The sequence below is a fragment of the Kineococcus endophyticus genome, assembly GCF_040796495.1.
Taxonomy (GTDB): domain Bacteria; phylum Actinomycetota; class Actinomycetes; order Actinomycetales; family Kineococcaceae; genus Kineococcus; species Kineococcus endophyticus.
The window spans coordinates 25,763-48,643 of record NZ_JBFNQN010000003.1 but is presented as its reverse complement, the minus strand read 5'-3'; the positions used below and the strand labels follow the sequence as shown (position 1 = coordinate 48,643).

At 73.7% G+C, this 22,881-nt stretch carries 23 protein-coding genes; 11 read left to right on the top strand and 12 right to left on the bottom strand.

The annotated features are described in order from the left end of the window. Positions 1-65 precede the first annotated feature (65 nt). The 4 genes from recR (at position 66) to AB1207_RS04380 (ending at position 3,695) form a co-directional block, all read left to right on the top strand. Entirely contained in the window at positions 66-665 is a 600-nt protein-coding gene (recR, locus tag AB1207_RS04395) for a recombination mediator RecR (protein WP_367636583.1), read from the top strand. Beyond that, on the top strand, positions 658-1,230 hold the full coding sequence (locus tag AB1207_RS04390; protein WP_367636582.1) for a DUF5063 domain-containing protein: 573 nt from the start codon (positions 658-660) through the stop codon (positions 1,228-1,230). The genes recR and AB1207_RS04390 overlap by 8 nt, the downstream gene beginning before the upstream one ends. A gap of 102 nt (positions 1,231-1,332) precedes the next feature. Continuing rightward, positions 1,333-2,628 (top strand): aspartate kinase, encoded by a 1,296-nt coding sequence (locus AB1207_RS04385; protein WP_367636581.1) that lies wholly within the window; start codon positions 1,333-1,335, stop codon positions 2,626-2,628. Then, positions 2,625-3,695, top strand: coding sequence for an aspartate-semialdehyde dehydrogenase (locus tag AB1207_RS04380; RefSeq protein WP_367636580.1), 1,071 nt, complete (start codon positions 2,625-2,627; stop codon positions 3,693-3,695). The genes AB1207_RS04385 and AB1207_RS04380 overlap by 4 nt, the downstream gene beginning before the upstream one ends. A 59-nt stretch (positions 3,696-3,754) precedes the next feature. On the opposite strand, the gene AB1207_RS04375 is transcribed toward AB1207_RS04380, so the two are convergent. Both AB1207_RS04375 and AB1207_RS04370 read right to left on the bottom strand, forming a co-directional pair. Then, entirely contained in the window at positions 3,755-4,171 is a 417-nt protein-coding gene (locus AB1207_RS04375) for a hypothetical protein (RefSeq protein ID WP_367636579.1), read from the bottom strand. Positions 4,172-4,221: 50 nt separating this feature from the next. Further along, the gene (locus AB1207_RS04370; RefSeq protein ID WP_367636578.1) at positions 4,222-4,590 is read right to left on the bottom strand and encodes a hypothetical protein; all 369 of its coding nucleotides are present in this window, start codon (positions 4,588-4,590) and stop codon (positions 4,222-4,224) included. A 116-nt stretch (positions 4,591-4,706) separates the two neighbouring features. Between AB1207_RS04370 and AB1207_RS04365 the strand changes: the two genes are divergently transcribed. Then, positions 4,707-5,708, top strand: coding sequence for a potassium channel family protein (locus AB1207_RS04365; RefSeq protein ID WP_367636577.1), 1,002 nt, complete (start codon positions 4,707-4,709; stop codon positions 5,706-5,708). Positions 5,709-5,711: 3 nt separating this feature from the next. Here the strand turns inward: AB1207_RS04365 and AB1207_RS04360 are convergent, their stop codons facing one another. Then, a complete protein-coding gene (locus AB1207_RS04360; RefSeq protein WP_367636576.1) occupies positions 5,712-6,998 on the bottom strand; it encodes a uracil-xanthine permease family protein in 1,287 nt (428 codons plus the stop codon). A gap of 55 nt (positions 6,999-7,053) precedes the next feature. Between AB1207_RS04360 and AB1207_RS04355 the strand changes: the two genes are divergently transcribed. Next, a complete protein-coding gene (locus AB1207_RS04355; RefSeq protein ID WP_367636575.1) occupies positions 7,054-7,638 on the top strand; it encodes a DUF2238 domain-containing protein in 585 nt (194 codons plus the stop codon). Here AB1207_RS04355 and AB1207_RS04350 read toward each other — a convergent pair. The 6 genes from AB1207_RS04350 to AB1207_RS04325 form a co-directional block, all read right to left on the bottom strand. After that, positions 7,604-7,744, bottom strand: a complete 141-nt coding sequence (locus tag AB1207_RS04350) for a hypothetical protein (protein ID WP_367636574.1) — start codon at positions 7,742-7,744, stop codon at positions 7,604-7,606. The two genes, AB1207_RS04355 and AB1207_RS04350, sit on opposite strands and share 35 nt — an antisense overlap. A 214-nt stretch (positions 7,745-7,958) precedes the next feature. Then, entirely contained in the window at positions 7,959-8,309 is a 351-nt protein-coding gene (locus AB1207_RS04345) for a UBP-type zinc finger domain-containing protein (protein WP_367636573.1), read from the bottom strand. Between the two features lies 1 nt (position 8,310). Next, the gene (locus AB1207_RS04340) at positions 8,311-9,705 is read right to left on the bottom strand and encodes an ATP-binding protein (protein WP_367636572.1); all 1,395 of its coding nucleotides are present in this window, start codon (positions 9,703-9,705) and stop codon (positions 8,311-8,313) included. Between the two features lie 8 nt (positions 9,706-9,713). Then, the gene (locus AB1207_RS04335; RefSeq protein ID WP_367636571.1) at positions 9,714-11,432 is read right to left on the bottom strand and encodes an NAD(P)/FAD-dependent oxidoreductase; all 1,719 of its coding nucleotides are present in this window, start codon (positions 11,430-11,432) and stop codon (positions 9,714-9,716) included. Between the two features lie 50 nt (positions 11,433-11,482). Continuing rightward, on the bottom strand, positions 11,483-11,794 hold the full coding sequence (locus AB1207_RS04330) for a hypothetical protein (RefSeq protein ID WP_367636570.1): 312 nt from the start codon (positions 11,792-11,794) through the stop codon (positions 11,483-11,485). Between the two features lie 142 nt (positions 11,795-11,936). After that, positions 11,937-12,686: a class I SAM-dependent methyltransferase gene (locus tag AB1207_RS04325; RefSeq protein WP_367636569.1), complete on the bottom strand. Its 750-nt coding sequence runs from the start codon at positions 12,684-12,686 to the stop codon at positions 11,937-11,939. Between the two features lie 33 nt (positions 12,687-12,719). On the opposite strand from AB1207_RS04325, the gene AB1207_RS04320 reads away from it, so the two are divergent. Continuing rightward, on the top strand, positions 12,720-14,354 hold the full coding sequence (locus AB1207_RS04320; protein WP_367636568.1) for an ABC-F family ATP-binding cassette domain-containing protein: 1,635 nt from the start codon (positions 12,720-12,722) through the stop codon (positions 14,352-14,354). An 87-nt stretch (positions 14,355-14,441) separates the two neighbouring features. On the opposite strand, the gene AB1207_RS04315 is transcribed toward AB1207_RS04320, so the two are convergent. Then, positions 14,442-15,995: a glycoside hydrolase family 140 protein gene (locus tag AB1207_RS04315; RefSeq protein ID WP_367636567.1), complete on the bottom strand. Its 1,554-nt coding sequence runs from the start codon at positions 15,993-15,995 to the stop codon at positions 14,442-14,444. Between the two features lie 210 nt (positions 15,996-16,205). Here AB1207_RS04315 and AB1207_RS04310 point away from each other — a divergent pair, with 210 nt between their 5' ends. Genes AB1207_RS04310 through AB1207_RS04300 form a run of 3 tightly spaced genes read left to right on the top strand, consistent with a single transcriptional unit; the run spans position 16,206 to position 19,180 of the window. Next, positions 16,206-17,423, top strand: a complete 1,218-nt coding sequence (locus AB1207_RS04310; RefSeq protein ID WP_367636566.1) for an MFS transporter — start codon at positions 16,206-16,208, stop codon at positions 17,421-17,423. Then, on the top strand, positions 17,420-17,887 hold the full coding sequence (locus AB1207_RS04305; RefSeq protein WP_367636564.1) for a GNAT family N-acetyltransferase: 468 nt from the start codon (positions 17,420-17,422) through the stop codon (positions 17,885-17,887). Before AB1207_RS04310 ends, AB1207_RS04305 begins: the two co-directional genes overlap by 4 nt. Before the next feature lie 51 nt (positions 17,888-17,938). Next, positions 17,939-19,180, top strand: coding sequence for an Nramp family divalent metal transporter (locus AB1207_RS04300; protein ID WP_367636563.1), 1,242 nt, complete (start codon positions 17,939-17,941; stop codon positions 19,178-19,180). A 148-nt stretch (positions 19,181-19,328) separates the two neighbouring features. Here AB1207_RS04300 and AB1207_RS04295 read toward each other — a convergent pair whose 3' ends face one another. Then, positions 19,329-20,354, bottom strand: coding sequence for an aldo/keto reductase (locus AB1207_RS04295; protein WP_367636562.1), 1,026 nt, complete (start codon positions 20,352-20,354; stop codon positions 19,329-19,331). Between the two features lie 85 nt (positions 20,355-20,439). Between AB1207_RS04295 and AB1207_RS04290 the strand changes: the two genes are divergently transcribed. Further along, entirely contained in the window at positions 20,440-21,012 is a 573-nt protein-coding gene (locus AB1207_RS04290) for a TetR/AcrR family transcriptional regulator (protein WP_367636561.1), read from the top strand. Positions 21,013-21,094: 82 nt separating this feature from the next. Here AB1207_RS04290 and AB1207_RS04285 read toward each other — a convergent pair whose 3' ends face one another. Then, entirely contained in the window at positions 21,095-22,876 is a 1,782-nt protein-coding gene (locus AB1207_RS04285; RefSeq protein ID WP_367636560.1) for a prolyl oligopeptidase family serine peptidase, read from the bottom strand. Positions 22,877-22,881: the final 5 nt, after the last annotated feature.

The following is a 22,881-nucleotide window of genomic DNA, read 5'->3' as shown; positions in this document are numbered from 1 at the left end:
GCCGGACCACACGCGGTGACGCTCGGTGGTCCGGTCCTGCCCGGACGGCCACGTAGGCTCGGGACGTGTACGAAGGAGTCGTCCAGGACCTGATCGACGAGCTCGGTCGGCTCCCCGGCGTGGGACCCAAGAGCGCCCAGCGCATCGCGTTCCACCTGCTCGCGGCCGACGCCGACGACGTCAAGCGCCTCGCCGAGGTGCTCACCGAGGTCAAGAGCCGCGTCCGGTTCTGCACCGTCTGCGGCAACGTGGCGCAGGAGGAGCTGTGCCGGGTGTGCCGCGACCCGCGCCGCGACCCGAGCGTCATCTGCGTCGTCGAGGAGGCCAAGGACGTCGTGGCCATCGAGAAGACGCGGGAGTTCCGCGGCCGCTACCACGTGCTCGGCGGTGCGATCAGCCCCATGGAGGGCATCGGCCCGGACGACCTGCGGATGCGCGAGCTGCTCTCCCGCTTGTCCGACGGCGAGGTGACCGAGACGATCATCGCGACGGACCCCAACCTCGAGGGCGAGGCCACCGCGACGTACCTGGCGCGGCTGCTGAAGCCCATGGGGATCAGGGTGACCCGCCTGGCCTCCGGCCTCCCGGTCGGTGGTGACCTGGAGTACGCGGACGAGGTGACGCTCGGACGGGCGTTCGCCGGACGGAGGTCCCTCGATGGCTGACCAGACCCCCGAGTCCGACGAGCTCACGGGGCTCGCCGACGCGACGGCGGCCGAGGTCCGCGCCTACCTCTCCAGCGTCACCGAGGTCGCGACGGGCCGCATGGACTCCACGGCCCTGTCGGTCCTGCTGCTCGCGGTGAGCCAGACCCTCCTCACCGGGGCGCGCCTGGGGGCCGTCGACGACATCGTCCCCGCGCGCCGCTTCGAGCCGGACGCGGGCCCGGACCCCGACGTCGACCCCGTGCGGACCAGCCTGGCCAACGTCCTGGAGGGCCTGGACGACTACGCCGACGTCGTCGACCCGCTGACCAACGCCAAGCTCGTGCGCGGCGCGCTGTCGGACGACCTGGCCTCGATCGCCGCCGACCTCGAGCACGGCCTGCGCCACCACGAGCGCGGCGACGTCACCGAGGCGCTGTGGTGGTGGCAGTTCTCCTACCTGTCCTCCTGGGGCCCTCGGGCCACCGCGGCGCTGCGCGTGCTGCAGTCGCTGCTGGCCCACCTGCGGCTCGACGTGGACGCCGAGACGGCCGCCGACGCCGAGTTCGACGCGCTGCACCCCTGAACCGACGGACCGGCCGCTGCCCGCTGGACACATTGCCCAGCAGGTCAGCCCGCGGTTGAGCACGGCCCGGAGCACCGTGAGCGCTTCCGTAGAATCCCGCTCGTGGCTCTCGTGGTGCAGAAGTTCGGCGGTTCCTCGGTCGCTGATGCCGACGGCATCAAGCGTGTCGCGAAGCGCATCGCCGCGACCAAGCGCGCCGGCCACGAGGTCGTCGTCGTGGTCTCGGCGATGGGTGACACGACGGACGAGCTCATCGACCTCGCCGAGCAGGTCAGCCCCATGCCGCCGGCGCGCGAGCTGGACATGCTGCTGACCTCGGGCGAGCGGATCTCGATGGCGGTCCTCGCCATGGCGATCTCGAACCTGGGCCTGGAGGCGCGGTCGTTCACCGGCTCGCAGGCCGGCGTCATCACCGACTCCTCGCACGGCCGGGCCCGCATCATCGACGTCACGCCGGGCCGCATCCGGTCCGCGCTCGACGAGGGCGCCATCGCGATCGTCGCCGGGTTCCAGGGCGTCAGCCAGGACACGAAGGACATCACGACGCTCGGTCGCGGTGGTTCGGACACGACGGCCGTCGCGCTGGCCGCGGCACTGAAGGCCGACGTCTGCGAGATCTACACCGACGTGGACGGCGTGTTCACGGCCGACCCGCGCATCGTGCCGACGGCCCGCAAGATCAGCCGCATCGCCAGCGAGGAGATGCTGGAGATGGCGGCCTGCGGCGCCAAGATCCTCATGCTCCGCTGCGTCGAGTACGCACGGAACTACGACCTGCCGATCCACGTGCGCAGCTCCTTCAGCCCGCACGAGGGGACCTGGGTGACCGACTCCCCGATCCCCGAAGCCTTCAGGACCCACCAGACCGGGGAGGAACCCGTGGAGCAGCCGATCATCTCCGGTGTCGCGCACGACCGCAGCGAGGCCAAGATCACCGTCGTGGGGGTGCCGGACAACCCCGGGACCGCCGCCGCGATCTTCAAGGCCGTCGCCGAGGCCGAGATCAACATCGACATGATCGTGCAGAACGTCTCGGTGGGTGCCTCGGGCCGCACGGACGTCTCCTTCACGCTGCCCAAGTCCGAGGGCGCGACGGCGACCGCCGCACTCGAGAAGGTCAAGCCGGCCATCGGCTTCGACCGCCTGGAGTACGACGACCAGATCGGCAAGGTCTCGCTCATCGGCGTCGGGATGCGCTCGCACCCGGGCGTCTCGGCGACGTTCTTCGACGCCCTGGCCAAGAAGGAGATCAACCTCGAGATGATCTCCACCTCGGAGATCCGCATCTCCGTCGTGACGCGCGCCGACCAGCTCGACGACGCCGTCCGCGCTGTGCACACCGCCTTCGGCCTGGACGCCGAGGGTGAAGCCGTGGTCTACGGAGGTACCGGACGATGAGCACCCGCAAGCCCACCCTCGCGGTCGTCGGCGCCACGGGCGCCGTCGGCACGGTGATGCTCGGCATCCTGTCCGAGCGCCCCGACGTGTGGGGCGAGATCCGTCTCGTCGCCTCCGCCCGCTCGGCCGGCAAGGTCCTGCAGGTGCGCGGCGAGGACGTCGTCGTGCGCGAGCTGACGCCCGAGGTCTTCGACGGCGTCGACGTCGCGATGTTCGACGTCCCCGACGAGGTGTCCGCGGTGTGGGCGCCGATCGCCGCCGAGCGCGGCGCGGTGGCCGTCGACAACTCCGGTGCGTTCCGCATGGACGACGAGGTCCCCCTCGTCGTGCCCGAGGTCAACGGCGCCGCCGCCCGCAACCGCCCCAAGGGCATCATCGCCAACCCGAACTGCACGACCCTGACGATGATGGACGCCCTCGGCGCCCTGCACTCGAAGTGGCAGCTCACCGAACTCGTCGTCGCCAGCTACCAGGCGGCCTCGGGCGCCGGGCAGCCCGGTGTGGACCGGCTGTACGACGAGATCGAGGTCATCGCCGGCCAGCGGACGCTCGGGTCGACCGCGGGCGACACCGCGAAGGTCGTCTCCGAGAAGCTGGGCGACGACTCCCCGTTCCAGACCCACCTCGCCCTCAACGTCATCCCGGTCGCCGGGTCGCTTAAGGACGACGGCTGGACGAGCGAGGAGCTCAAGGTCCGCAACGAGTCCCGCAAGATCCTCGGGATCCCCGACCTCAAGGTGTCCGCGACCTGCGTCCGCGTGCCCGTGCAGACGACGCACTCCCTCGCCGTCCACGCGACGTTCGCGCAGCCGGTCACGGTGGCCGAGGCGACGGCGGCGCTCGAGGCGGCGCCGAGCGTCGACGTGCAGGACGACCTCGCGAACGGCGTCTTCCCGACGCCGGCGCGCACCGTGGGCGGGGACCCGACCGTCGTCGGCCGCCTGCGCCAGGCGCTGGACTTCCCGAACACGCTCGACCTGTTCGTCTGCGGCGACAACCTCCGCAAGGGTGCCGCGCTGAACACCGCGCAGATCGCCGAGCTGATCGCGGCCGAGCTCACCGCCTGAGCCGCGCTGCCGCGAAGGCCCCGACCGCCATCGCGGTCGGGGCCTTCGTCGTCCTGTGCTCAGAGCCCCCGGATCCCCAGGGCCGCGTTGTGGGCCTGGCAGCGGGCGTACCCGGTGGCGGCCGAGACGGCGAAGGCGGCGATCCACACCGGAACCGTGAAGAACAGGGAGAAGCCGACCGTGACGGTGGCGAGGAGCGCCGCGATCGGCGCGCAGACGACCTGCGCGACGATGAAGGCGACGCCCAGCCCGACCTGTCCCGCGTAGCAGTTCCCGGCCCCGAGCCAGAGGAACGAGAACAGCACCGCCAGCCCGGGGTTCTTGGCCGGCACGACCACGACCTGGCGGGGGGCCTGCCCGTACGGCACGACGGGGCCCTGCGGTGGTGGCTGCGGTTGCCACGCCTGCCGCTCCTGCACCGGATCCCGGTCCTGCCACGCGCGGCCGTCACTCGGCCCCGGCTGGAAACCGCTCACGTCGTCCCCCGTCCGTCGGACCGCCATCGTGGCAGTCGTCGCGCCGGGTGTCAGGACCCGTCCGGCCCCGGGCCGACGAGCAGCTCCCGGCAGCGGGCGTGGGCCGAGGCCCCGGCGACCGCGACGGCAGCCAACCACACCGGCACCGAGACGAGCAGCGAGACGCCGAGGGTGATCGAGGCGAAGAGACCCGCCAGGGGCAGGCAGACGAGCTGCACGAGCGCGAGCGTCACGCCGAGCCCGACCTGGCCGGCGTAGCAGTTGCCGGCCCCGAGCCAGAGGAACGTCAGGAGCACGGCCAGTCCGGGCCGGCGAGCCGGGGCCAGGGGTGACGGCGTGGCCGCGAGAGCGGCGGGGGCGACGACAGCGGGCGCAGCGCCCTGCCACGCCCTGTCGTCGTCCCACTCGTGTCCGTGCACGCAGTGCCCCCGCTCGTCGGCGCCATCGTGGCACCGGGCCGGGTCCCCCGCCCGTCCACACGCCGGAGGGTGATCACCCGCGCGACGGGAGGCGCGCGGTGCAGCAGACTGCGGACGTGGCCGAGACCGTCTCCCGACTGCGACTGCCGGTGCGGCGTCCGACCCCGCCGGTCCTGGCCATCGTGGGCCGCTTCGCGTTCGCGTTCGCCCTGGTGCTGGTGAGCTGGGGCGTCGTCTACCTCGAACGCGACGGCTACCGCGACAACGTCGACGGGACGCTGTCCGGCCTCGACGCGCTCTACTACACGACCGTCACGCTCTCGACGACCGGCTACGGCGACATCGTCCCGGTGACCGACGGGGCCCGGCTCGTCAACGCGCTCTTCGTGACGCCGGTCCGCATCCTGTTCGTCGTCGTCCTCGTCGGCACGACCATCTCCGCGCTCACCGAGCGCTCCCGCACCGAGATCCGCCTCGCGCGGTGGAGGGCCCGCATGCGCGACCACGTCATCGTCCTCGGCTACGGCACGAAGGGCCGCAACGCGGTGCGGGAGCTGCGGTCGACGGGGACCCCCGCCGACCGGATCCTCGTCGTCGACCGCAGCCCCATCGCCACGGCCGACGCCGCCCGCGACGGCTACCTGTGCGTCACGGGCGACGTCACGCGCTCGGAGACGTTCGTGACGGCGCTGGCCGGGCGGGCCCACACGGTCCTCGTGGCCGTCGACCGGGACGACACGGCGATCCTGGCGACCCTCGCGCTGCGACGGCTCAACGCCCGCGCGACCGTCGTCGTCACCGCGCGGGAGGCCGAGCACGCGGACCTGCTGAAGCAGTCGGGCGCCGACTCCGTCGTCGTGACGTCCGAGACGACGGGCCGGCTGCTGGGCCTGGCCGCCGGCAGCCCGGCCGCCGTCGCGGTCGTGGAGGACCTGGTGTCCTTCGGCTCCGGTCTGGACCTGGAGGAGGTGCCGCTGCGCCCGCAGGACGAGGGCCGTCGCCCGGCCGACCTCGACGTCCCCGTCCTGGCGGTCCTGCGCGACGGCAAGACCCTGCTGTACCACCAGGTCGAGACGCTGCAGGCCGGTGACCGGCTGCTGCAGGTCACCGGCCGCTGACCGTCAGCTCGCGCTGACCGTCCCGCGCGCCCGGCCGACGGCGCGCATGAGGTGGTAGAGGCCGATGGCGGCGACCGTGCCGAGCGCGATGCCCGCGAACGTCAGCCCGCCGGACGTGGTGAGGGTGTAGTTCGCGATGCCGACGATGAGCGCGACGGCCGCGGTCGTGAGGTTCACGGGGTCGGAGAAGTCGACCTTGTTCTGCACCCAGATCCGGGCGCCGAGGACACCGATCATCCCGTACAGCAGCGTCGCGGCGCCGCCGAGGACCCCGGGCGGGATGGACCCGATGAGCGCCCCGAACTTGGGCGAGAACGACAGGACGAGGGCCCCGGCGGCCGCGACCCAGTACGCCGCGGTCGAGTACACCTTCGAGGCCGCCATGACGCCGATGTTCTCCGCGTACGTCGTCGTCCCCGAGCCGCCGCCCAGGCCGGCCAGCGTCGTGGCGAGGCCGTCGGCGAGCAGCGCCCGGCCCGCGAGCGGGTCGAGGTCGCGGCCGGTCATCGCGGCGACCGACTTCACGTGCCCGACGTTCTCGGCGACGAGGACGAAGACGACGGGCAGGAACAGCGCGAGCTCGTCCAGGTGCACCTGCGGCGCCCGGAACTCCGGCAGGCCCACCCAGGCGGCCTGTTCGACGGCGGTCCAGGAGACGAGCCCGCGCGCAGCGGCGACGGCGTACCCGACGGCGACCCCGAGCAGGATGGCCAGGCGCGCGAGCAGCCCGCGGAACAGCACGCTCGTCAGGGCGATCGCGAGCAGGGTGACGATCCCGCCGAGCGGGTCGGCCCGGAAACCGGAGGTCTCGGTCGTCCCCCAGGCCGCGGGGGCGAGGTTCAGGCCGATGAGCGCCACGATCGTGCCGGTGACGACCGGCGGCATGACGACGTCGATCCAGCGCGACCCGACGAGGTGCACGACGAGGCCGACGACGGCCAGCAGCAGACCGGTGACGAGGACGCCGCCGGTCGCCGACCCCGACGAACTGGCGAGGATCGGCGCGATGAACGCGAAGGAGGACCCCAGGTAGCTGGGCAGCCGGTTGCGCGTGACCAGCAGGAACAGCGCGGTGCCGACGGCGGAGAAGAACAACGTCGTGGCGACGGGGAACCCCGTGAGCGCCGGGACGAGGACCGTCGAGCCGAACATCGCGACGACGTGCTGCAACCCGATGCCGACGGTCCGGCCCCACGAGAGGCGTTCGTCGGGGGCGACGACCTCACCCGGGGAGACCGACCGTCCGTCACCGTGGAGCCGCCAGCCCGTCCTCGAGGTGGTCCCTGCCATCGCGCGTCCTCTCGTTCCGGCCCGTCCGCCGCGGGCCCCGCGGAAGACTAAGGGGATGCGCACGCACCGGTGGACCGTTCCCGCCCTGGTCCTCGCCCTGACGGTGGGGCAACTGCTCGTCGCGACGTTCGCGCGGGACCTGCCGCAGTTCGCGGGGAAGGCCTTCGGCGCCCGGCTCGTGTTCTACCCGCTGATGATGCTGTTCGTCCCCGGGGTGTGGTTCGCCGTGCACCGGGGGTCCCGTCCCGCGCCGTGGGGCGGTTTCACGCTCGTCATGCTGCCGTTCCTCGTCGACGTCACGGGGAACACGCTCGACCTGTACGACCGGGTCGTCTGGTGGGACGACCTGCTGCACTTCGGCAACTGGTGCCTGCTGACGCTCGGGCTCGGCGTCGTGCTGGGGCTCGTCGCGGTCAGGCCGCGGTGGGTCCGGGCCGTGACCGCCGTCGGCGGCGGGGCGTTGCTGGCGCTGCTGTGGGAGATCGGCGAGTGGTGGACGTTCATCCGTCACGGCACCGAGATCGAGACCGCCTACGAGGACACCCTCGGCGACATGGTGCTCGGCACCACCGGCTCGGCCGTGGCGCTCGTCGTGCTGGTGGTCGTCAGTCGCCGGAGTGCTTCCGGAACTCGTCCCTGAGCTTGCGCGGGTCCGCGTCGCGCAGCGACGTCCCGGACCCCTTCAGCTTGCGGACGGCGATCACGACCGCGATCGCGACGACGATGAGGATCAGCACCCACTTCACACCGCGAGCCTAAGCGCCCCACCGCCCGCCCACCCCCTCCGCCGGGACCGGGCCCGCGTGGAAAACACTCTTTCCGCCCTTTCGAGTGCGCTCCTGAGGGCGCAGAGCACACCTTCCGCCCTCGACCGAGGAGGGCGGGAGTTGTGCTTCCGGCCCTCAGAACCGCGACGGAAGGGCGGAAAGAGTGTTTTCCACGCGGGAAGGAGGGCGCACGTCAGTGCAGGAGGGTGGTCCAGTTCCACGGGACGCGGCCGCGGGGGCCGGGGGCGGGCTGGTCGGCGGGACGGGCCAGGGGCGGGGCGAGGTCGGGGCCCGACGCGTACGTCTCGTCGGTCGCGAAGTCGTAGAACCACTCCTCCCCCGGTTCGTAGCTGCGCACGACGGAGTGACCCGGCTGCGCCGCGTGGGCGCGGGCGTGCTGCCCCGGCGAGGAGTCGCAGCAGCCGACGTGCCCGCACGCGGCGCAGCGGCGCAGGTGGAACCACCAGCCCTGCGGGTCGGCGCTCTCGCAGTCGGCGCAGCCGGGGCCGCTCGGCGCTGCGGTCGGATCGATCGGGTCGGTCACGTCAGTCCTCCGAGGTGGTGGGGGCGGTGGGCGGCTGGACGGGCAGCCAGACGCTGAAGACGGTCTCGCCCGGGACGCTGCGGACGGCGAGGCGGCCGTGGTGGCGGTGCACGACGACGCGCCAGGCGATGTCCAGGCCGAGCCCGGTTCCCTCGCCGACGTCCTTCGTCGTGACGAAGGGCTCGAAGATGCGGGGCAGCACCTCGGGCGGGACGCCGGGGCCGTCGTCGGCGACCTCCACGCACACGCCCTCCCCCACGCCGACGGACGGGCGGTCCGGACGCACCCGGACGGTGACGGTGCCGCCGGCCTCGCCGAGCGCGTCGAGCGCGTTGTCGAGCAGGTTCGTCCACACCTGGGTGAGTTCCCCGGTGTGCCCGAGGACCTGCGGGACGTCGGCGTAGTCGGTGACGACCCGCGAGCCCCCGACGGCCCGGCCCGCGCCGGCCCCGAGCATGGCGATGGACCCGTCGAGGAGTTCGCGCACGTCCACCCAGCGTTCGGGGGCGCGGTCGAGCTGCGCGTAGCTGCCCGCCGACGACAGCAGCGCGCTGATCCGGGCCGACGCCGCCACGGCCTCGGCGACGAGCGAGCGGACGGCGACGGTCCGGGCGAACCAGCCGACGGCGTCCGGGTCGGTGGGCAGGTCCGCCGGTCCGAACCCGTGTTCGACGAGGACGGCCGCGAGGTCGTCGGCCTCCGGGACGTCGCGTTCCTCGAGGGCGTCGAGCAGGTCGTCCTCGGCCTCGGAACGGCGCAGCGGGGTTCCCGGGACGGGTGCGGTCCCGGCGGACGGCACGTCCGGCAACCCCGGCGCGAGCCGGCCGACCGCGGCCTGGAGGGAACCGAGCTCGTCCTGCACCTGGTGCAGGGTGCGGGCCAGGGCGGCCGCCGGGTTGCCGAGTTCGTGGGTGAGGCCCGCGGTGAGGGACCCGAGGGCGAGCAACCGGTCGCGCTGGCCGGTGAGCTGCATCGCCTCGGTCAGCCCGATCCGCAGGCCCTCCAGCAGGTGGACGGCCATCGGGAACCACTCGCGCACGACCCGGCCGAACTTCGCGGCGGGCAGCACGAAGAACTCCGCGGGTTCCAGCACCCGCAGGGACGACGTGTACCCGGCGGGGGCGTCCTCGCCGAGGTAGGCCTCCCACGCGCCGGAGTAGACGCCCCGCTGCCGGGTGCGGCCGACCTCGAGGTCGTCGGCACCGCTGCGGCGGTGCAGCGACACCGCCCCGCTGAGCAGGACGTAGAAGCACGTCGCGGCCTCGCCCTCGCGGTACAGCCAGCCGCTGTCGACGGTCACCACGTGGCCCGAGGCGGCGAGCTTGGCGAGCTGACCGTCGCTGAGGGACTCGAAGAGGAACAGGGACCGCAGTTCCTCGGGGGTCAGCGTGCTCACCGCTCGGCTCACTGCTGGGCCAGGTAGCGGTGGACCAGCATGACGGCCATCGCGCCCTCCCCGACGGCGGAGGCGACCCGTTTCACCGAGTCGGCGCGGACGTCACCCGCGACGAACACCCCCGGCATCGACGTCTCCAGGTGGTACGGGTCGCGCGCGGGGTTCCAGCCCGGCGGTCGCTGCCCGTCGACGACGAGGTCCGGTCCGGCGAGGACGAACCCGTGGTCGTCGCGCTGGACGGCGCCGTCGAGCCACCCGGTGCGCGGGGCGGCGCCGATGAACACGAACACGTGCTGCGCGTCCACCGTGCGTTCCCGACCGGACTGCCTGTCCCGCAGCGTGATGGAGGACAGCCGCTCGTCGCCGGCGGCGGCCGTGACCTCGGTGCACGTGAGGACGCGGACGTTCGGCAGCGCGCGGATCTGCTCGACGAGGTACGCCGACATCGACGCCTCGATCGAGGGGCCCCGCACGAGCATCGTCACGCTGCGCGCGGCGCGGGCGAGGTTCACGGCCGACTGCCCGGCGGAGTTCGCCGCGCCGACGACGAACACGTCCTCGTCGGCGCAGGCGGTCACCTCACTGAGAGCCGCCCCGTAGTAGACGCCACGGCCGGTGAACTCGGCCAGGCCCGGGCCCTCCAGCGTCCGGTAGGCGACGCCCGTCGCGAGCAGGACGGTGTGGGCGGCGACGCTGGTGCCGTCGGAGAACCGGACCACGCGGGACCCGCCGGAGCGTTCCAGACCCGTGACCGTTCGGGCCGTCAGCGTCTCGGCGCCGAACTTGGCGACCTGGCGACGGGCCCGGTCGGCCAGCTGGGCGCCGGACAACCCGTCGGGGAACCCGAGGTAGTTCTCGATGCGCGAACTCTGCCCGGCCTGCCCGCCCGTGGCGTGCTCCTCGACGAGGACCGTGCGCAGGCCCTCCGAGGCGCCGTACACCGCGGCGCCCAGCCCGGCCGGTCCGCCGCCGACGATGGCGAGGTCGTAGAACTCTCGCTGCGGTCGGGTCGTCAGGCCGACGTGGTCGGCCAGGGTCGTGTCGTCGGGGTCGAGCAGCACCTCGGGACAGCCGTCGGCAACGGGGGCCAGCACGACGGGCAACGTGCGGGCACCGTCGGACGGCTGGCCGGAGGCGGTCAGCAGCCGTTCCGCCTCGGGCTGGCCGGCCAGCAGCCAGCGGTAGGGCACCTCGTTGCGCGCGAGGAAGTCGCGCACGGCGAACGAGCGCGCCGACCAGCGGTCCCCGATGACGACGACCTCGTCCGGTGGCCGCACGGGTTCGGCGTTCCACCGCTCCAGCAGGCCGTCGAGGACGGGGTAGAGCTTCTCCTCCGGCGGGTTCCAGGGTTTGAGCAGGTAGTGGTCGAGGTCGACGTCGTTGATGGCGCGGATGGCGGCCGTCGTGTCGGCGTAGGCGGTGAGCAGCACGCGCCGGGCCGAGGGGAAGAGGTCCATGGCCGCTTCGAGGAGTTCGACGCCGTCCATCTGCGGCATGCGGTAGTCGGCCAGCACGGCCGCGACGGGTTCGCCGCGCAGCTTCACCTCGCGCAGGGCGCCGAGGGCGTCGGCGCCGGAGTCGGCGCGCAGGACGCGGTAGTCGCGGCCGTAGCGGCGCCGCAGGTCGCGGGCGACGGCGCGGGAGACCGCGGGGTCGTCGTCGACGGTCAGCAGGACCGGGCGGACGGAGCCGCCTGCGGGACCGTCCGGTGCGTCGTCTGGGGCCACGGACGGAAACTCCCAGACCTTCTAGTGACCGTCAAGGGACGGCCGGGGCCTCACGCCTCGGGACGGTCCTCCGGGCGCCGCGCCGCCCGCCACGCCCCGACGGCGGCGAGCGCCACCAGCGCGATCCAGGCCGGCAGGGTCACCCGCCAGGCCTCGGGCAGGACGGTCAGCACGACGAGCAGCACCTGGGCGGTGACGAGGGCCACCGCGGCGGCGGTGCGGCCCAGGTAGGCGTGCCCGAGACCCGGCCAGAGCGCCGACAGCCCGGCCGCGGCCAGCCGGTGACGGTCCACCCGAGGACGGCGGACGACCGGTCCGGTCCCGTCCCACGCGCCGGTCTCTTCCCACTCCACGACGGTCACGCCGCACCCCCGTTGGTCACCCGCTCGGATCGGCGCCCCCCGGCACCCTGGGGGGAGTCTGCCCCACCGGGACCCGGTTCCGGAGCCGATCGGGCGATACCCGCCGCAGCCCGCGTGTCGCCGTGACTGCCTGTGACACAAGTCAACTCAGCGTGAAGCGCGAGCAGTGGGTGACGTACGGGACCCGGATCGCGCCGCCGTCGGGGAGTTCCTCGTCGAGGACCCGGGCGATGCCGTCGAGCACCGCGGCGCGCTCGTCCGGCGGCAGCACGATGACGTAGCTGCGGGAGGCGACGAGGTCGAGGATCCCCGCCCGGTCGGTCGTGTGCTCGAAGGAGGTCCGGACGTGCTCGGGCGCCCCGAACGGGTCCCCGACGGTGTCGACCGAGGCGCGCATCTCGTGCTCGCTGCCCTGCTGGGCGATCTCCCAGACCCGCGAGACCCACGGGACCGACTCGTCCCGGACGTTCCACACCAACCCCAGGGTCCCGCCGGGCCGCAGCACCCGCGCCACCTCCGGCACCGCACGCGCCGGGTCGACCCAGTGCCAGGCCTGCGCCACGACGACCGCGTCGACCGACGCGTCCGGCAGTCCCGTCGCCTCCGCGCTGCCCTCGTGCGCCTCGACGCCCGGGAGCGCGGCCCGCAGCTGCGCCAGCATCCGGGTCGACGGTTCGACGGCCACGACGTCCAGACCGCGCGCGGCGAGGGAGGCCGTGAACTTCCCCGTCCCGGCGCCGAGGTCCAGGACCCGGTGCGCGGGGCCGACGAGGAAGTCGACCGCGTCGTCGGGGTAACCGGGCCGGGCCCGGGCGTAGGCGTCCGCGGCGGCGCCGAAGGAACGGGCGTGCGCGTCGAGGTCGTACGGCTCGCTGGGTCCGGTGGTGGCCACGGCCCCATCCTGCTCCGGGGGAGAATGCCGCGTGTGACCGCCACCCTCGTCGCCAAGGACCTCAGCGCCACCCACGGGACGCGGGCGCTGTTCTCCGGTCTGGACCTCGTCGTCGCCCCCGGCGACGTCGTCGGCCTGGTCGGCGCGAACGGGGCGGGCAAGTCGACGCTGCTCAAGCTGCTGGCCGGGCTGGACCACCCGGAGACGGGGACCGTCTCGCTGTCCCCGCCGACCGCGACCGTCGGGTACCTGCCGCAGGAACCGGACCGACGGCCCGGCGAGACCGTCGGGCAGTTCCTCGGCCGCCGCACGGGGGTCACCGCCGCGACGACCGAGATGGACGACGCCGCCGCGGCCCTCGGCGAGGGGGTCGCGGGCGCCGACGACCGGTACGCCGACGCCCTCGACCGCTGGCTCGCGCTCGGTGGCGCCGACCTCGACGAGCGCACCGGCGAGGTCCTCGCCGACCTCGGGCTGACGGTGTCCGCCGAGGCCCTCATGACGTCGCTGTCCGGCGGGCAGGCCGCGCGCGCCGGGCTCGCGGCGCTGCTGCTGTCGCGCTACGACGTGTTCCTGCTCGACGAACCCACCAACGACCTCGACCTCGACGGCCTCGCCCGGTTGGAGCGGTTCGTCACCGACCTGCGCTCCCCCGCCGTCCTCGTCAGCCACGACCGCGAGTTCCTGTCCCGCACCGTGGAACGCGTGGTCGAACTCGACCTCGCCCAGCAGCTCGTCCGCGTCGTCGGCGGCGGGTACGACGCGTTCCTCGCCGAACGCGACGTGCAGCGACGTCACGCCCGCGAGGCCTACGAGGACTACGCCGAGACGAAGTCGGGGCTCGAGGCGCGCGCCCGGATGCAGCGCGGCTGGATGGCGCAGGGCGTCCGCAACGCCGTCCGCAAGGGCGACCCGGACAAGAACATCCGCGCCAAGATGCGCGAGGGCAGCGAGAAGCAGGCCGCCAAGGCCAAGCAGACCGACCGGATGATCGAACGCCTCGAGGTCGTCGAGGAACCCCGCAAGGAGTGGTCGCTGCAGATGTCGATCGCGGCGGCCCCGCGGTCGGGGTCGGTCGTCGCGACGCTGCGCGAGGCCGTCGTGCGACGCGGGGAGTTCACGCTGGGCCCCGTGACCCTCGCCGTCGACGCGGGTGACCGCATCGCCGTCACGGGCCCGAACGGCGCCGGGAAGTCGACGCTGCTGAACCTCCTGCTCGGCCGCGTCGACCCCGACTCCGGTTCCGCCGCCGTCGGTTCGGGGGTGCAGGTCGGCGAGATCGACCAGGCCCGCGGCGCGTTCCTGGACGAGCGCACCCTCGCCCGCGCGTTCGGCGACGAGGTGCCCGACCAGCCCGACGCCGACGTCCGGACGCTGCTGGCCAAGTTCGGCCTCGGCGCCCACCACGTCGGCCGCACCGCCGCGAGCCTGTCCCCCGGCGAACGCACCCGCGCCGCCCTCGCCCTGCTGCAGGCGCGCGGGGTGAACCTCCTCGTCCTGGACGAACCGACGAACCACCTCGACCTGCCCGCCATCGAGCAGCTGGAACAGGCGCTCGCGAGCTACGCCGGGACGCTGCTGCTCGTCAGCCACGACCGCCGCCTCCTCGAGGCCGTGCACGTGACGCGGCGCCTCGTCGTCGACGGCGGGCGGGTCACCGAGCTCTGACGCGCGCCCTCCCGTCCGGGTCGTTGACGCAAGAGGCCGGTAGGTCCGGCCCTTCGCGTCGACGAGCCACCCCCCGGAGGGTCGGCGTCAGGCGATCGCGGACCCGCTGAAGTCGTCGCAGAACACCACGACGCGGGGCGCGCCGCCGGGACCGCGCACGATGCCGTCCCCCGCCAGCTCACCGCGTTCCAGCACGTCTCCGGTCCGCGGGTCCACGACCCGGTAGGGCCGCGGGACGTCGGCGGGGAAGGCGATCCGCAGGTTCCCGCCGTCGGCGACGTAGGACAGGAAGAACACCCCCGGCACGACGACGTTGCGCGGGTTCCCGGTGCGCGTCCAGTCCGGGACGGCACCGGTGAACGGCAGGCCGTGCAGGACCCGGGCGAGCACCCCGGGGTACCGCGACCCCTCGAAGTCGAGGGCCTCGCGCCAGCCCGCGCCGGGGGCCGAGAAGTACGGGGACTGACCGGCTTCGTCGGGCCGCAGCTGCCACTGCCAGAGGCTGCCCGCGCCGTAGACGACGCCCATCGCCGCGCCGGCGCAGAAGTTGCTCCACGCCTCGTGGCCCTGCCACCAGCCGCCGGCGAAACCCTCGACGCGCGTCCCCTCGTAGGAGGGTTCCCCGTTGGCGACGGCCTTGGCGGGCAGGTTGCGCGCCATGTCCGCGACGCGTTCGGGCACGTGGTCACCGAGGTGGCCGGTCTGGCACCACTGGAAGTCGAGCCAGTCGGCGTCCTGCTGGGCGCGGTTGCTGCCGAAGGGGGCGTAGTGGATCCCGGTGGGCTGGGCGAGGTCGTCCCAGGCGTGGACCTCGGCTCCCCCGGCGGCGACCTGGGGTTCGTCGCCGAGCTTGTCCGCGCCGACGAGCCAGACGGCGGGTGCGGCGCCGTACCGGGCGACGAGGTAGCGGCAGTACCGCGCGTAGTCCTCCGGCGGCACCTCCGCGCCCGCGGTGCGCAACCCCTTCCAGCCGAACCCCTGGAACACCGGCTGCCAGACGGGGACGATCCCGTGCCGCGCAAGCGTCGCGGCCAGCACGTCGAGCTCGGCGAAGTACTCCGGCCGCAGCCGGCGCAGCGTGAGGTCGGGCAGGTCCTCGAACGCGACGGCGAACCCCTCGTCGGCGGTCCGGTCGGCCGGCCCGCGCGCGCCGGAGTCGGGTTGCACGCTCATGAGCAGGACGGCGTTGAACCCCTTCGCGGCGCGGTCGGCGGCGTAGGTCTCGGCCTGCTCCGGGGTCGCCCGCCACGGGAACGCCCACGCGGTGTCGGCGGCGAGGAACGCGGGGGTGCCGTCGGCGTGGACGAGGTGACGGCCCTCGTCCGACATGCGCCAGAACCCGTGGCGACCGAAGACACCGTCACCCTCGCCCGCGACCTCGACCGCGCCGGTGACCCCCGCGAGGCCCGCGTCGTCGACGGAGGCGGCGCTCTCCCACGTCCACCGGCCGGTCAGGCCGGGCGAGGCGAACCGCACGCGCCACGTCGTCCCGCCGTCCCAGAAGGCGGGGCGGCGCAGGGTGCGTCCGGCCTCGTGGGTGAACGTGGCCCACACCTCGACACCGGTGTAGGGATCGGGGTGGTCTCGCTCGGCGGTGAGCACGATCTCGTGCGGGGACCACGGCGTCGTGGGGTTCGTCACCCGGCCATCCTGGACCGTCGTCCGGCGGCGCGCGCCTGAGGGATCCGTGAGGTGATCCCGCCACGCCCGGGACGGGTTGTCCCTCAACGATTCCGGGCCCAGGTGCCGACCGGCTGGAACATCGTGGCCCCGGGACGCGATGATGCCGGGGAGGACCGACGTCGCTCCCACCTCCCGCGACCCCCCTGCGAACCTGAGGAAGACCCGCCTGTGCCTCTCGCCATCCTGGCCCTCGCCGTCGGTGCCTTCGGCATCGGGACGACCGAGTTCGTCGCCATGGGGCTGCTGCCCCAGATGGCGGAGAGCTTCGACGTGTCGATCGCCGCGGCCGGCTGGCTGATCTCGGCGTACGCGCTGGGGGTCGTCGTCGGCGCCCCGACGCTGACCGCACTGACGCACTCGTGGCCGCGCAAGCGCGTCCTCACCGCGCTGATGGGCCTGTTCGTGGCCGGGCACGCGGCGACCGCCCTCGCCCCCGGGTTCGAGGCGCTCATCGGCGCACGCTTCCTCTCCGGCCTCTCGCACGGCGCGTTCTTCGGTGCCTGCGCGGTCGTGGCCCGCAAGATCGCCCCGCCCGGACGGCAGGGCCAGGCCCTCGCCCTCGTCTTCACGGGGCTGACCGTCGCCAACGTCGTCGGCGTCCCCGCCGGGACCTACGTCGGGCAGCAGCTCGGCTGGCGGCTGACGTTCGCGCTCGTGGGCGTCATCGGCCTGGTGACCATCGCCGCGATCGCCGTGATGGTGCCGGAGGTCGAGACCCGCACCGGGTCGCTGCGCTCGGAGTTCGCCGCGTTCCGCCGCGGTCAGGTGTGGTGGACGCTGCTCATCACGACGGTCGGGTTCGCGAGCCTGTTCACCGTCCTCAGCTACGTCGCACCGCTGCTCACCGAGGTCGCCGGGTACTCCGAGGGGTCCGTCAGCTGGGTGCTCGTGCTGTTCGGCCTCGGCGCGACGTTCGGCAACCTCGTCGGCGGCCGGCTCGCCGACTGGCGCCCCTACCGGACGCTCGCGGTCGGGTTCGTCGCCCAGGCCGTGGTGTTCGGGCTGCTGTTCCTCTTCGCCGACCACGCGTGGGTCGCGGCCGCCGGCGTGTTCTCGTTCGCGTTCGTCGGGTTCGTCATGTCCGCCCCGATCCAGACCCGCGGCATCCTCGCGGCGGGCGGCGGCGCGTCGATGGCCTCGGCCGCGATGCAGGCCGCGTTCAACATCGGCAACGCGATGGGCGCCTTCCTCGGCGGTCTCGTCATCGACGCCGGCTTCGGCTACGCCTCCCCCGCGCTCGTCGCGCTCGTCCTGGCCCTGCTGGGCCTCGCGATCCTCGGCGAAGCCACCCGCGCGGACAAGAACGGTCGCGCGCCCATCGACCCGCAGGTCGCGGCCCTCCCCGTCCAGCGCCGGCGGCGGGTGCGTGCGAGCGTGGAGCAGTGACGCGAAGCCTCCACGTCGAGGAGCGGAAGGTCGGTGACCCCGAGCTCGACGCGCTCGTGGCTGCGGCGGTGCTCGAACTGAACCGCCGCTACCGCGACCCGGGCGAACCGTGGGAGGACTACCCGATCCACGGGGACGTCGTGTTCCACCTCGCGACCGTCGACGGCGAGCCCGCCGGGTGCATCGCCCGCGTGGACGTCGACGAACCGGACTGGACCCGCACCGTGGAGATGAAGCGGGTGTTCGTGCAGGAGCGGTTCCGCGGCCGCGGCGTCGCCCGGGCCCTCGTCGGGACGTTCGAGGAGGCGGCCCGGCAGGCCGGTGCCGCTCGCGTGCGGCTGGAGACGGGGACCCGTCAGCCCGAGGCGATGGCGCTGTACGAGGCGCTCGGCTACGCGCGGACGACGAACTTCGGGCCGTGGGCCGACAGCCCGCTGTCCGTCTGCTACGCCAAGGACCTGTGACCTCACGAACACCAGAGTTCGGCGCGCCGAACTCTCGTGCATGATGGGGGCATGACGACGGACGCCCGCGCCACAGCGCCCGCCCACGCCGGACGCGCCGGGCTCCTGCGCCTGCTCGGCCCGGCGTTCGTCGCCGCCATCGCCTACGTCGACCCGGGCAACGTCGCCGCCAACCTCACGGCGGGCGCCGGCTACGGCTACCTGCTGCTGTGGGTGCTCGTCGCGGCGAACGGGATGGCCGTCCTCGTGCAGTACCTGTCCGCCAAGCTCGCCGTCGTCAGCGGCAGCACCCTGCCCGAGGCGTTGCGGGACCGGCTGGGCCGCAAGGCCCGCCTCGCCTACTGGGCGCAGGCCGAGCTCGTCGCGATCGCCACCGACCTCGCCGAGGTCATCGGTGGGGCCGTCGCCCTGTACCTGCTCTTCGACCTGCCCCTCCTCGTCGGCGGGGTCATCACCGGGATCGTCTCGCTGCTCATGCTGGCCCTGCACAACCGCACGGGCGTGCGCCGCTTCGAGGCGGTGATCATCGGGTTCCTGCTCGTCATCGTCGTCGGCTTCGTCTCGAGCAACTTCCTGTCCCCGCCCGATCCGGGCGAGGCCCTTGCCGGTCTCGTCCCCCGCTTCGACGGCGCCGAGACCGTCCTGCTCGCCGCCAGCATGCTCGGCGCGACCGTCATGCCGCACGCCGTGTACCTGCACTCGGCGATGGCCCGCGACCACCACGGCACCGTCGCCGCCCGCGACACCCGCCGGGTCCTCGGCGCGACGCGGATCGACGTCGTCGCGGCGCTCGTCGTCGCCGGACTCGTCAACATCTCGATGCTGCTGCTGGCCGCCTCGGCCCTGCGCGGGGTGGAGGGCACCGACACCCTCGAGGGCGCGCACGCCGCCGTCGCCGCCCACCTCGGCACGGGCGCCGCCCTGCTGTTCGCGATCGGCCTGCTCGCCTCGGGCCTGGCGTCGACGTCGGTGGGCGCCTACGCCGGCGCGGTCATCATGCAGGGGCTGCTGCGCATCGAGGTGCCCCTGCTGCTGCGCCGCGCCGTCACCCTGATCCCCGCCCTCGTGTGCCTCGGGATCGGGGTCGACCCGACCCGCGCCCTCGTCGTGTCCCAGGTCGTCCTGAGCTTCGGGATCCCCTTCGCGCTCATCCCCCTCGTGCGGCTCACGAGTTCGCGCGACCTCATGGGCGAGCACGCGAACCGGCCCCTGACGCAGGTGTTCGCCGTCGTGGCCGTGGGGCTGGTCGTGGCGCTCAACCTGGCCCTGCTGTACCTGACGTTCTTCGGCTGAGTGCGCCCGCGCGGGGGGCGCCTCGTTGCCTCCCCGCGGTCGATGACCGACCTCGTTGCCTCCCCGCGGCCACCGAGGACCTCGTTGCCTCCCCGCGGCCGATCACCGACCGCGGGGAGGCAACGCGCCCACACCCGCGGCAGCACCGTCAGGCGGCGGAACGGGCGGCGAGCGGGCGACGACGTAGGGCGGCGTCGGTGACCGCAGGCGTCCGGTACTGCATGTCCAGCAGCCCGACGTCCTCACCGGGCGCGACGATCGCGTCGATCCGGTCCAGCACGGCGTCGTCGAGCGCGACGTCCGCCGCGGCCAGCAGGTCGTCGAGCTGCTCGCGGGTGCGGGGGCCGAGGATCGCCGACGTCACGCCGGGGTGGGCCAGCACGAACGCGAGCGCGAGGTGCGTGAGCTTCACGCCGACCTCGTCCGCGAGCGCCACGAACTGCTCGACGGCCTCGAGGCGGCGCTCGTCGCCGAAGTATCGGAACATCGCGGCCCGATTGACGTCCGGGGCCTGGCCCCGGCGGACGCGACCGGTGAGCATCCCGCCCGCGAGCGGCGAGTACACGAGGGTGCCCATGCCGTACCGCTGCGCGACTGGCAGGACCTCGTTCTCGATGCCGCGGTTGAGCAGCGAGTACGTCGGCTGCTCGGTGCGGAAGCGTTCCAGCCCACGGCGTTCGGAGACCCACTGGGCCTCGACGATCTCGCTGGCCGGGAAGCTGGACGTCCCGATCGCCCGCACCTTGCCCGCGCGGACGAGGTCGGTCAGCGCCGAGAGCGTCTCCTCGACGTCGGTGTCCGGGTCGGGGCGGTGGACCTGGTATAGGTCGACGTGGTCGGTGCCCAGGCGGCGCAGGGAGTCCTCGACCGCCCGCACGATCCAGCGGCGGGAGTTCCCGCGCATGTTGGGGTCCTGCCCCATCGGCAGGTGGAACTTGGTGGCGAGGACGACGTCGTCGCGGCGGCCGGCGATCGCCTTCGCGACGATCTCCTCGGACTTGCCGTGGGAGTAGAAGTCCGCGGTGTCGAGGAAGTTCACCCCCGCGTCGAGGGCGCGGTGGACGATCGCGACGGAGTCGTCGTGGTCGGGGTTGCCGACGGGGCCGAACATCATGGCGCCGAGGGCGAAGGGGCTGACCTTGATGCCGGTGCGGCCGAGGGTGCGGTACTGCACGGGGTCCTCCGTGGGACGATGAAGCGGAACGTTCTTCCGGAACAGTACGGAACGTTGTTCCGGTTACGCAAGGGGGGGTCCACCCGTGGAACGCAAGGTCCGCGCCGACGCGCAGCGCAACGTCGACGCCCTGCTCGCCGCCGCCCGCGACGTCTTCGCGACCGCGGGCGTCGACGCCCCCGTGCGCGAGATCGCCGCGCAGGCCGGCGTGGGGGTCGGCACGGTCTACCGGCACTTCCCGCAACGCTCGGACCTGGTGGTCGCCGTCTTCCGCCACGAGGTCGACGCGTGCGCCGCCGAGGCCCCCGTCCTGGCGCAGCAGCACCCACCTCTGGAGGCGTTGCGGCGCTGGCTGTTGCGCTACACGGGGTTCGTCGCGGCCAAGCGCGGCCTGTCCACCGCCCTGCACTCCGGCGACCCGGCCTTCGAGCCGCTGCCCGCCTACTTCTCCGGGCACCTCGTGCCCGCCCTCGAGGGACTGCTCGACGCGGCCGCCGCCGCGGGCGAGGTCGCCAACCCGCTGAGCCCGGAGGAGCTCCTGACGACGCTGTCGCGGCTCTCGACGCCGGACGAGGACTACACCGCCCGCGTCGTCGACCTCCTCCTCGCAGGCCTCCGCTTCGGCGCCCGGACGGGCCCCCCGGTTCCGGGTCGTTGACGCGAAGCGCCGAACCTAGCGACGTGTCGCTGGAGCCAGCGCGCCAGCGCTGGACAACGACCCGGCCCCGCCAGCCCCGCGCTCAGGCCGGCAGGTGCCGCCGCACGAAGTCCAGTTCGACGCGCATCTGCCGCACCCGCTCGTCGTCGAGCAGCGAGCCGTGGCCGGCGTCGTACCGGTACACCTCGTGGGTCGCCCCACGGGCGGCGAGCCGCTCGAGGTAGTTGTCGATCTGCCGGATCGGGCAGCGCGGGTCGTTGCGACCCGCGAGCACGAGCACCGGGGCGCGGACGGCGTCGACGTAGGTCAGCGGCGAGGAGTCGGCGTACTTCTCCGGCACGTCGGTGGGCGACCCGCCGAACAGCGAGCGGTCGAACGCCTTCAACCCCTCCATCTCGTCCTCGTACGCCGCGACGTAGTCCGCGACGGGAACCCCGGCGAGCCCGACGGCCCAGCGCTCCGGCTGCGTCCCCACGCCGAGCAGCGTGAGGAAACCGCCCCACGACGCCCCCGCGAGGACGAGCCGGTCGGGGTCGGCGCCCCCCGTGGAGACGAGGTGGTCCGCGACCGCCGCGACGTCCTCGAGCTCGACGTGGCCGACGCGCGCCTCGAGGGCGTCGCGCCAGGCCGACCCGTACCCCGTCGACCCGCGGTAGTTCACCTGCACGACGGCGAAACCCTCGTCCACCCACGTCGCGCAGTACGGCCGGAACGCGTCGGCGTCGTGCGCCGTCGGCCCGCCGTGCACCTCCACGACCGTCGGCAGCGGGCCGGAGGAACCCGCGGGACGGCGCAGCAGCGCGTGGATCCGGCCGCCGGGCCCGTCGACCCACACGTCCGACACCTCGACCGACGGCGGGGCCGGTTCCCCGGGTGCGCGCAGCAGGACGGACCCGTCGAGGCGGCGCACCGTCGAGGGCTGCGCCGCGGAGGACCAGGTCAGCCACACGTCGCCGTCGGGACGGGCGGTCGCGCCGCCGACGCTGCCCGTCGTGGGGCCGACCTGCGTGACGACCCCCGTCCCGAGGTCGAGGCGGTAGGCCAGGGTGCGGGCCTCGTGGTCGAGCAGCACGACGAGGCCGGTCGCGTCCCGCGTCCACTCCGCCCCGGCGACCTCGCCGGGAACGCCCAACGCGATCTGCACCTCGCGTCCCGTCTGCAGGTCCAGGACGAGCAGTTCGGGACGGCCGGCACGTTCGTGCTCGACGAGCAGCCGGGCGTCGCCGCGCACCGGGGAGAAACCGATCGGGGACACCCCCTTGCCGGGGCCGTCGGACAGTTCCGCGACGGTCGAGCCGTCGGCCAGCGACAGCACGCGCAGGTCGGGGTGGCGGGAGTCGCCGCGCTCGGAGTGCGCGATCGCGACCCACTGCTCGTCCGGGGACAGGTCCCCGGCCCAGGCGTCCTCACGGTGCTCGTAGAGCCGACGGGTCCCCGAGGGGGTGACGACGTCGATGCGGGTGCCGTACTCGTCGTCCTGGGACCCGACGACGACGGTCCCGCTGCGCCCGATCGCCAGCCCGGCCGGGTAGGCGGCGGGCAGCCCGAGGGCGTCCTCGGTGCCCTCGCCGGGAGCCGAGCCGAAGGGTTGCCGCCGCCACACGCCGTACTCGTCGCCAGCGGTGTCGTCGAACCACCAGACGAACTCGCCGGCGTCGTCGATCGTCGCGCTCGACGTGCCTTCCGGCCGGTCGGTCAGCCGCCGCAGCTCGCCGGTGCCGGCGTCGAAGGAGTGCACCTCCAGCACTCCCGCGACGCTGGCCACGACGACGCAGCGGTCGGGCGCCTGGAGCGCCCACTCCGGCAGTCCGACGCGACCGGCCCGGAACCGCTTCTCCCAGACGGGGACCTCAGGTTCGCTCACCCGAC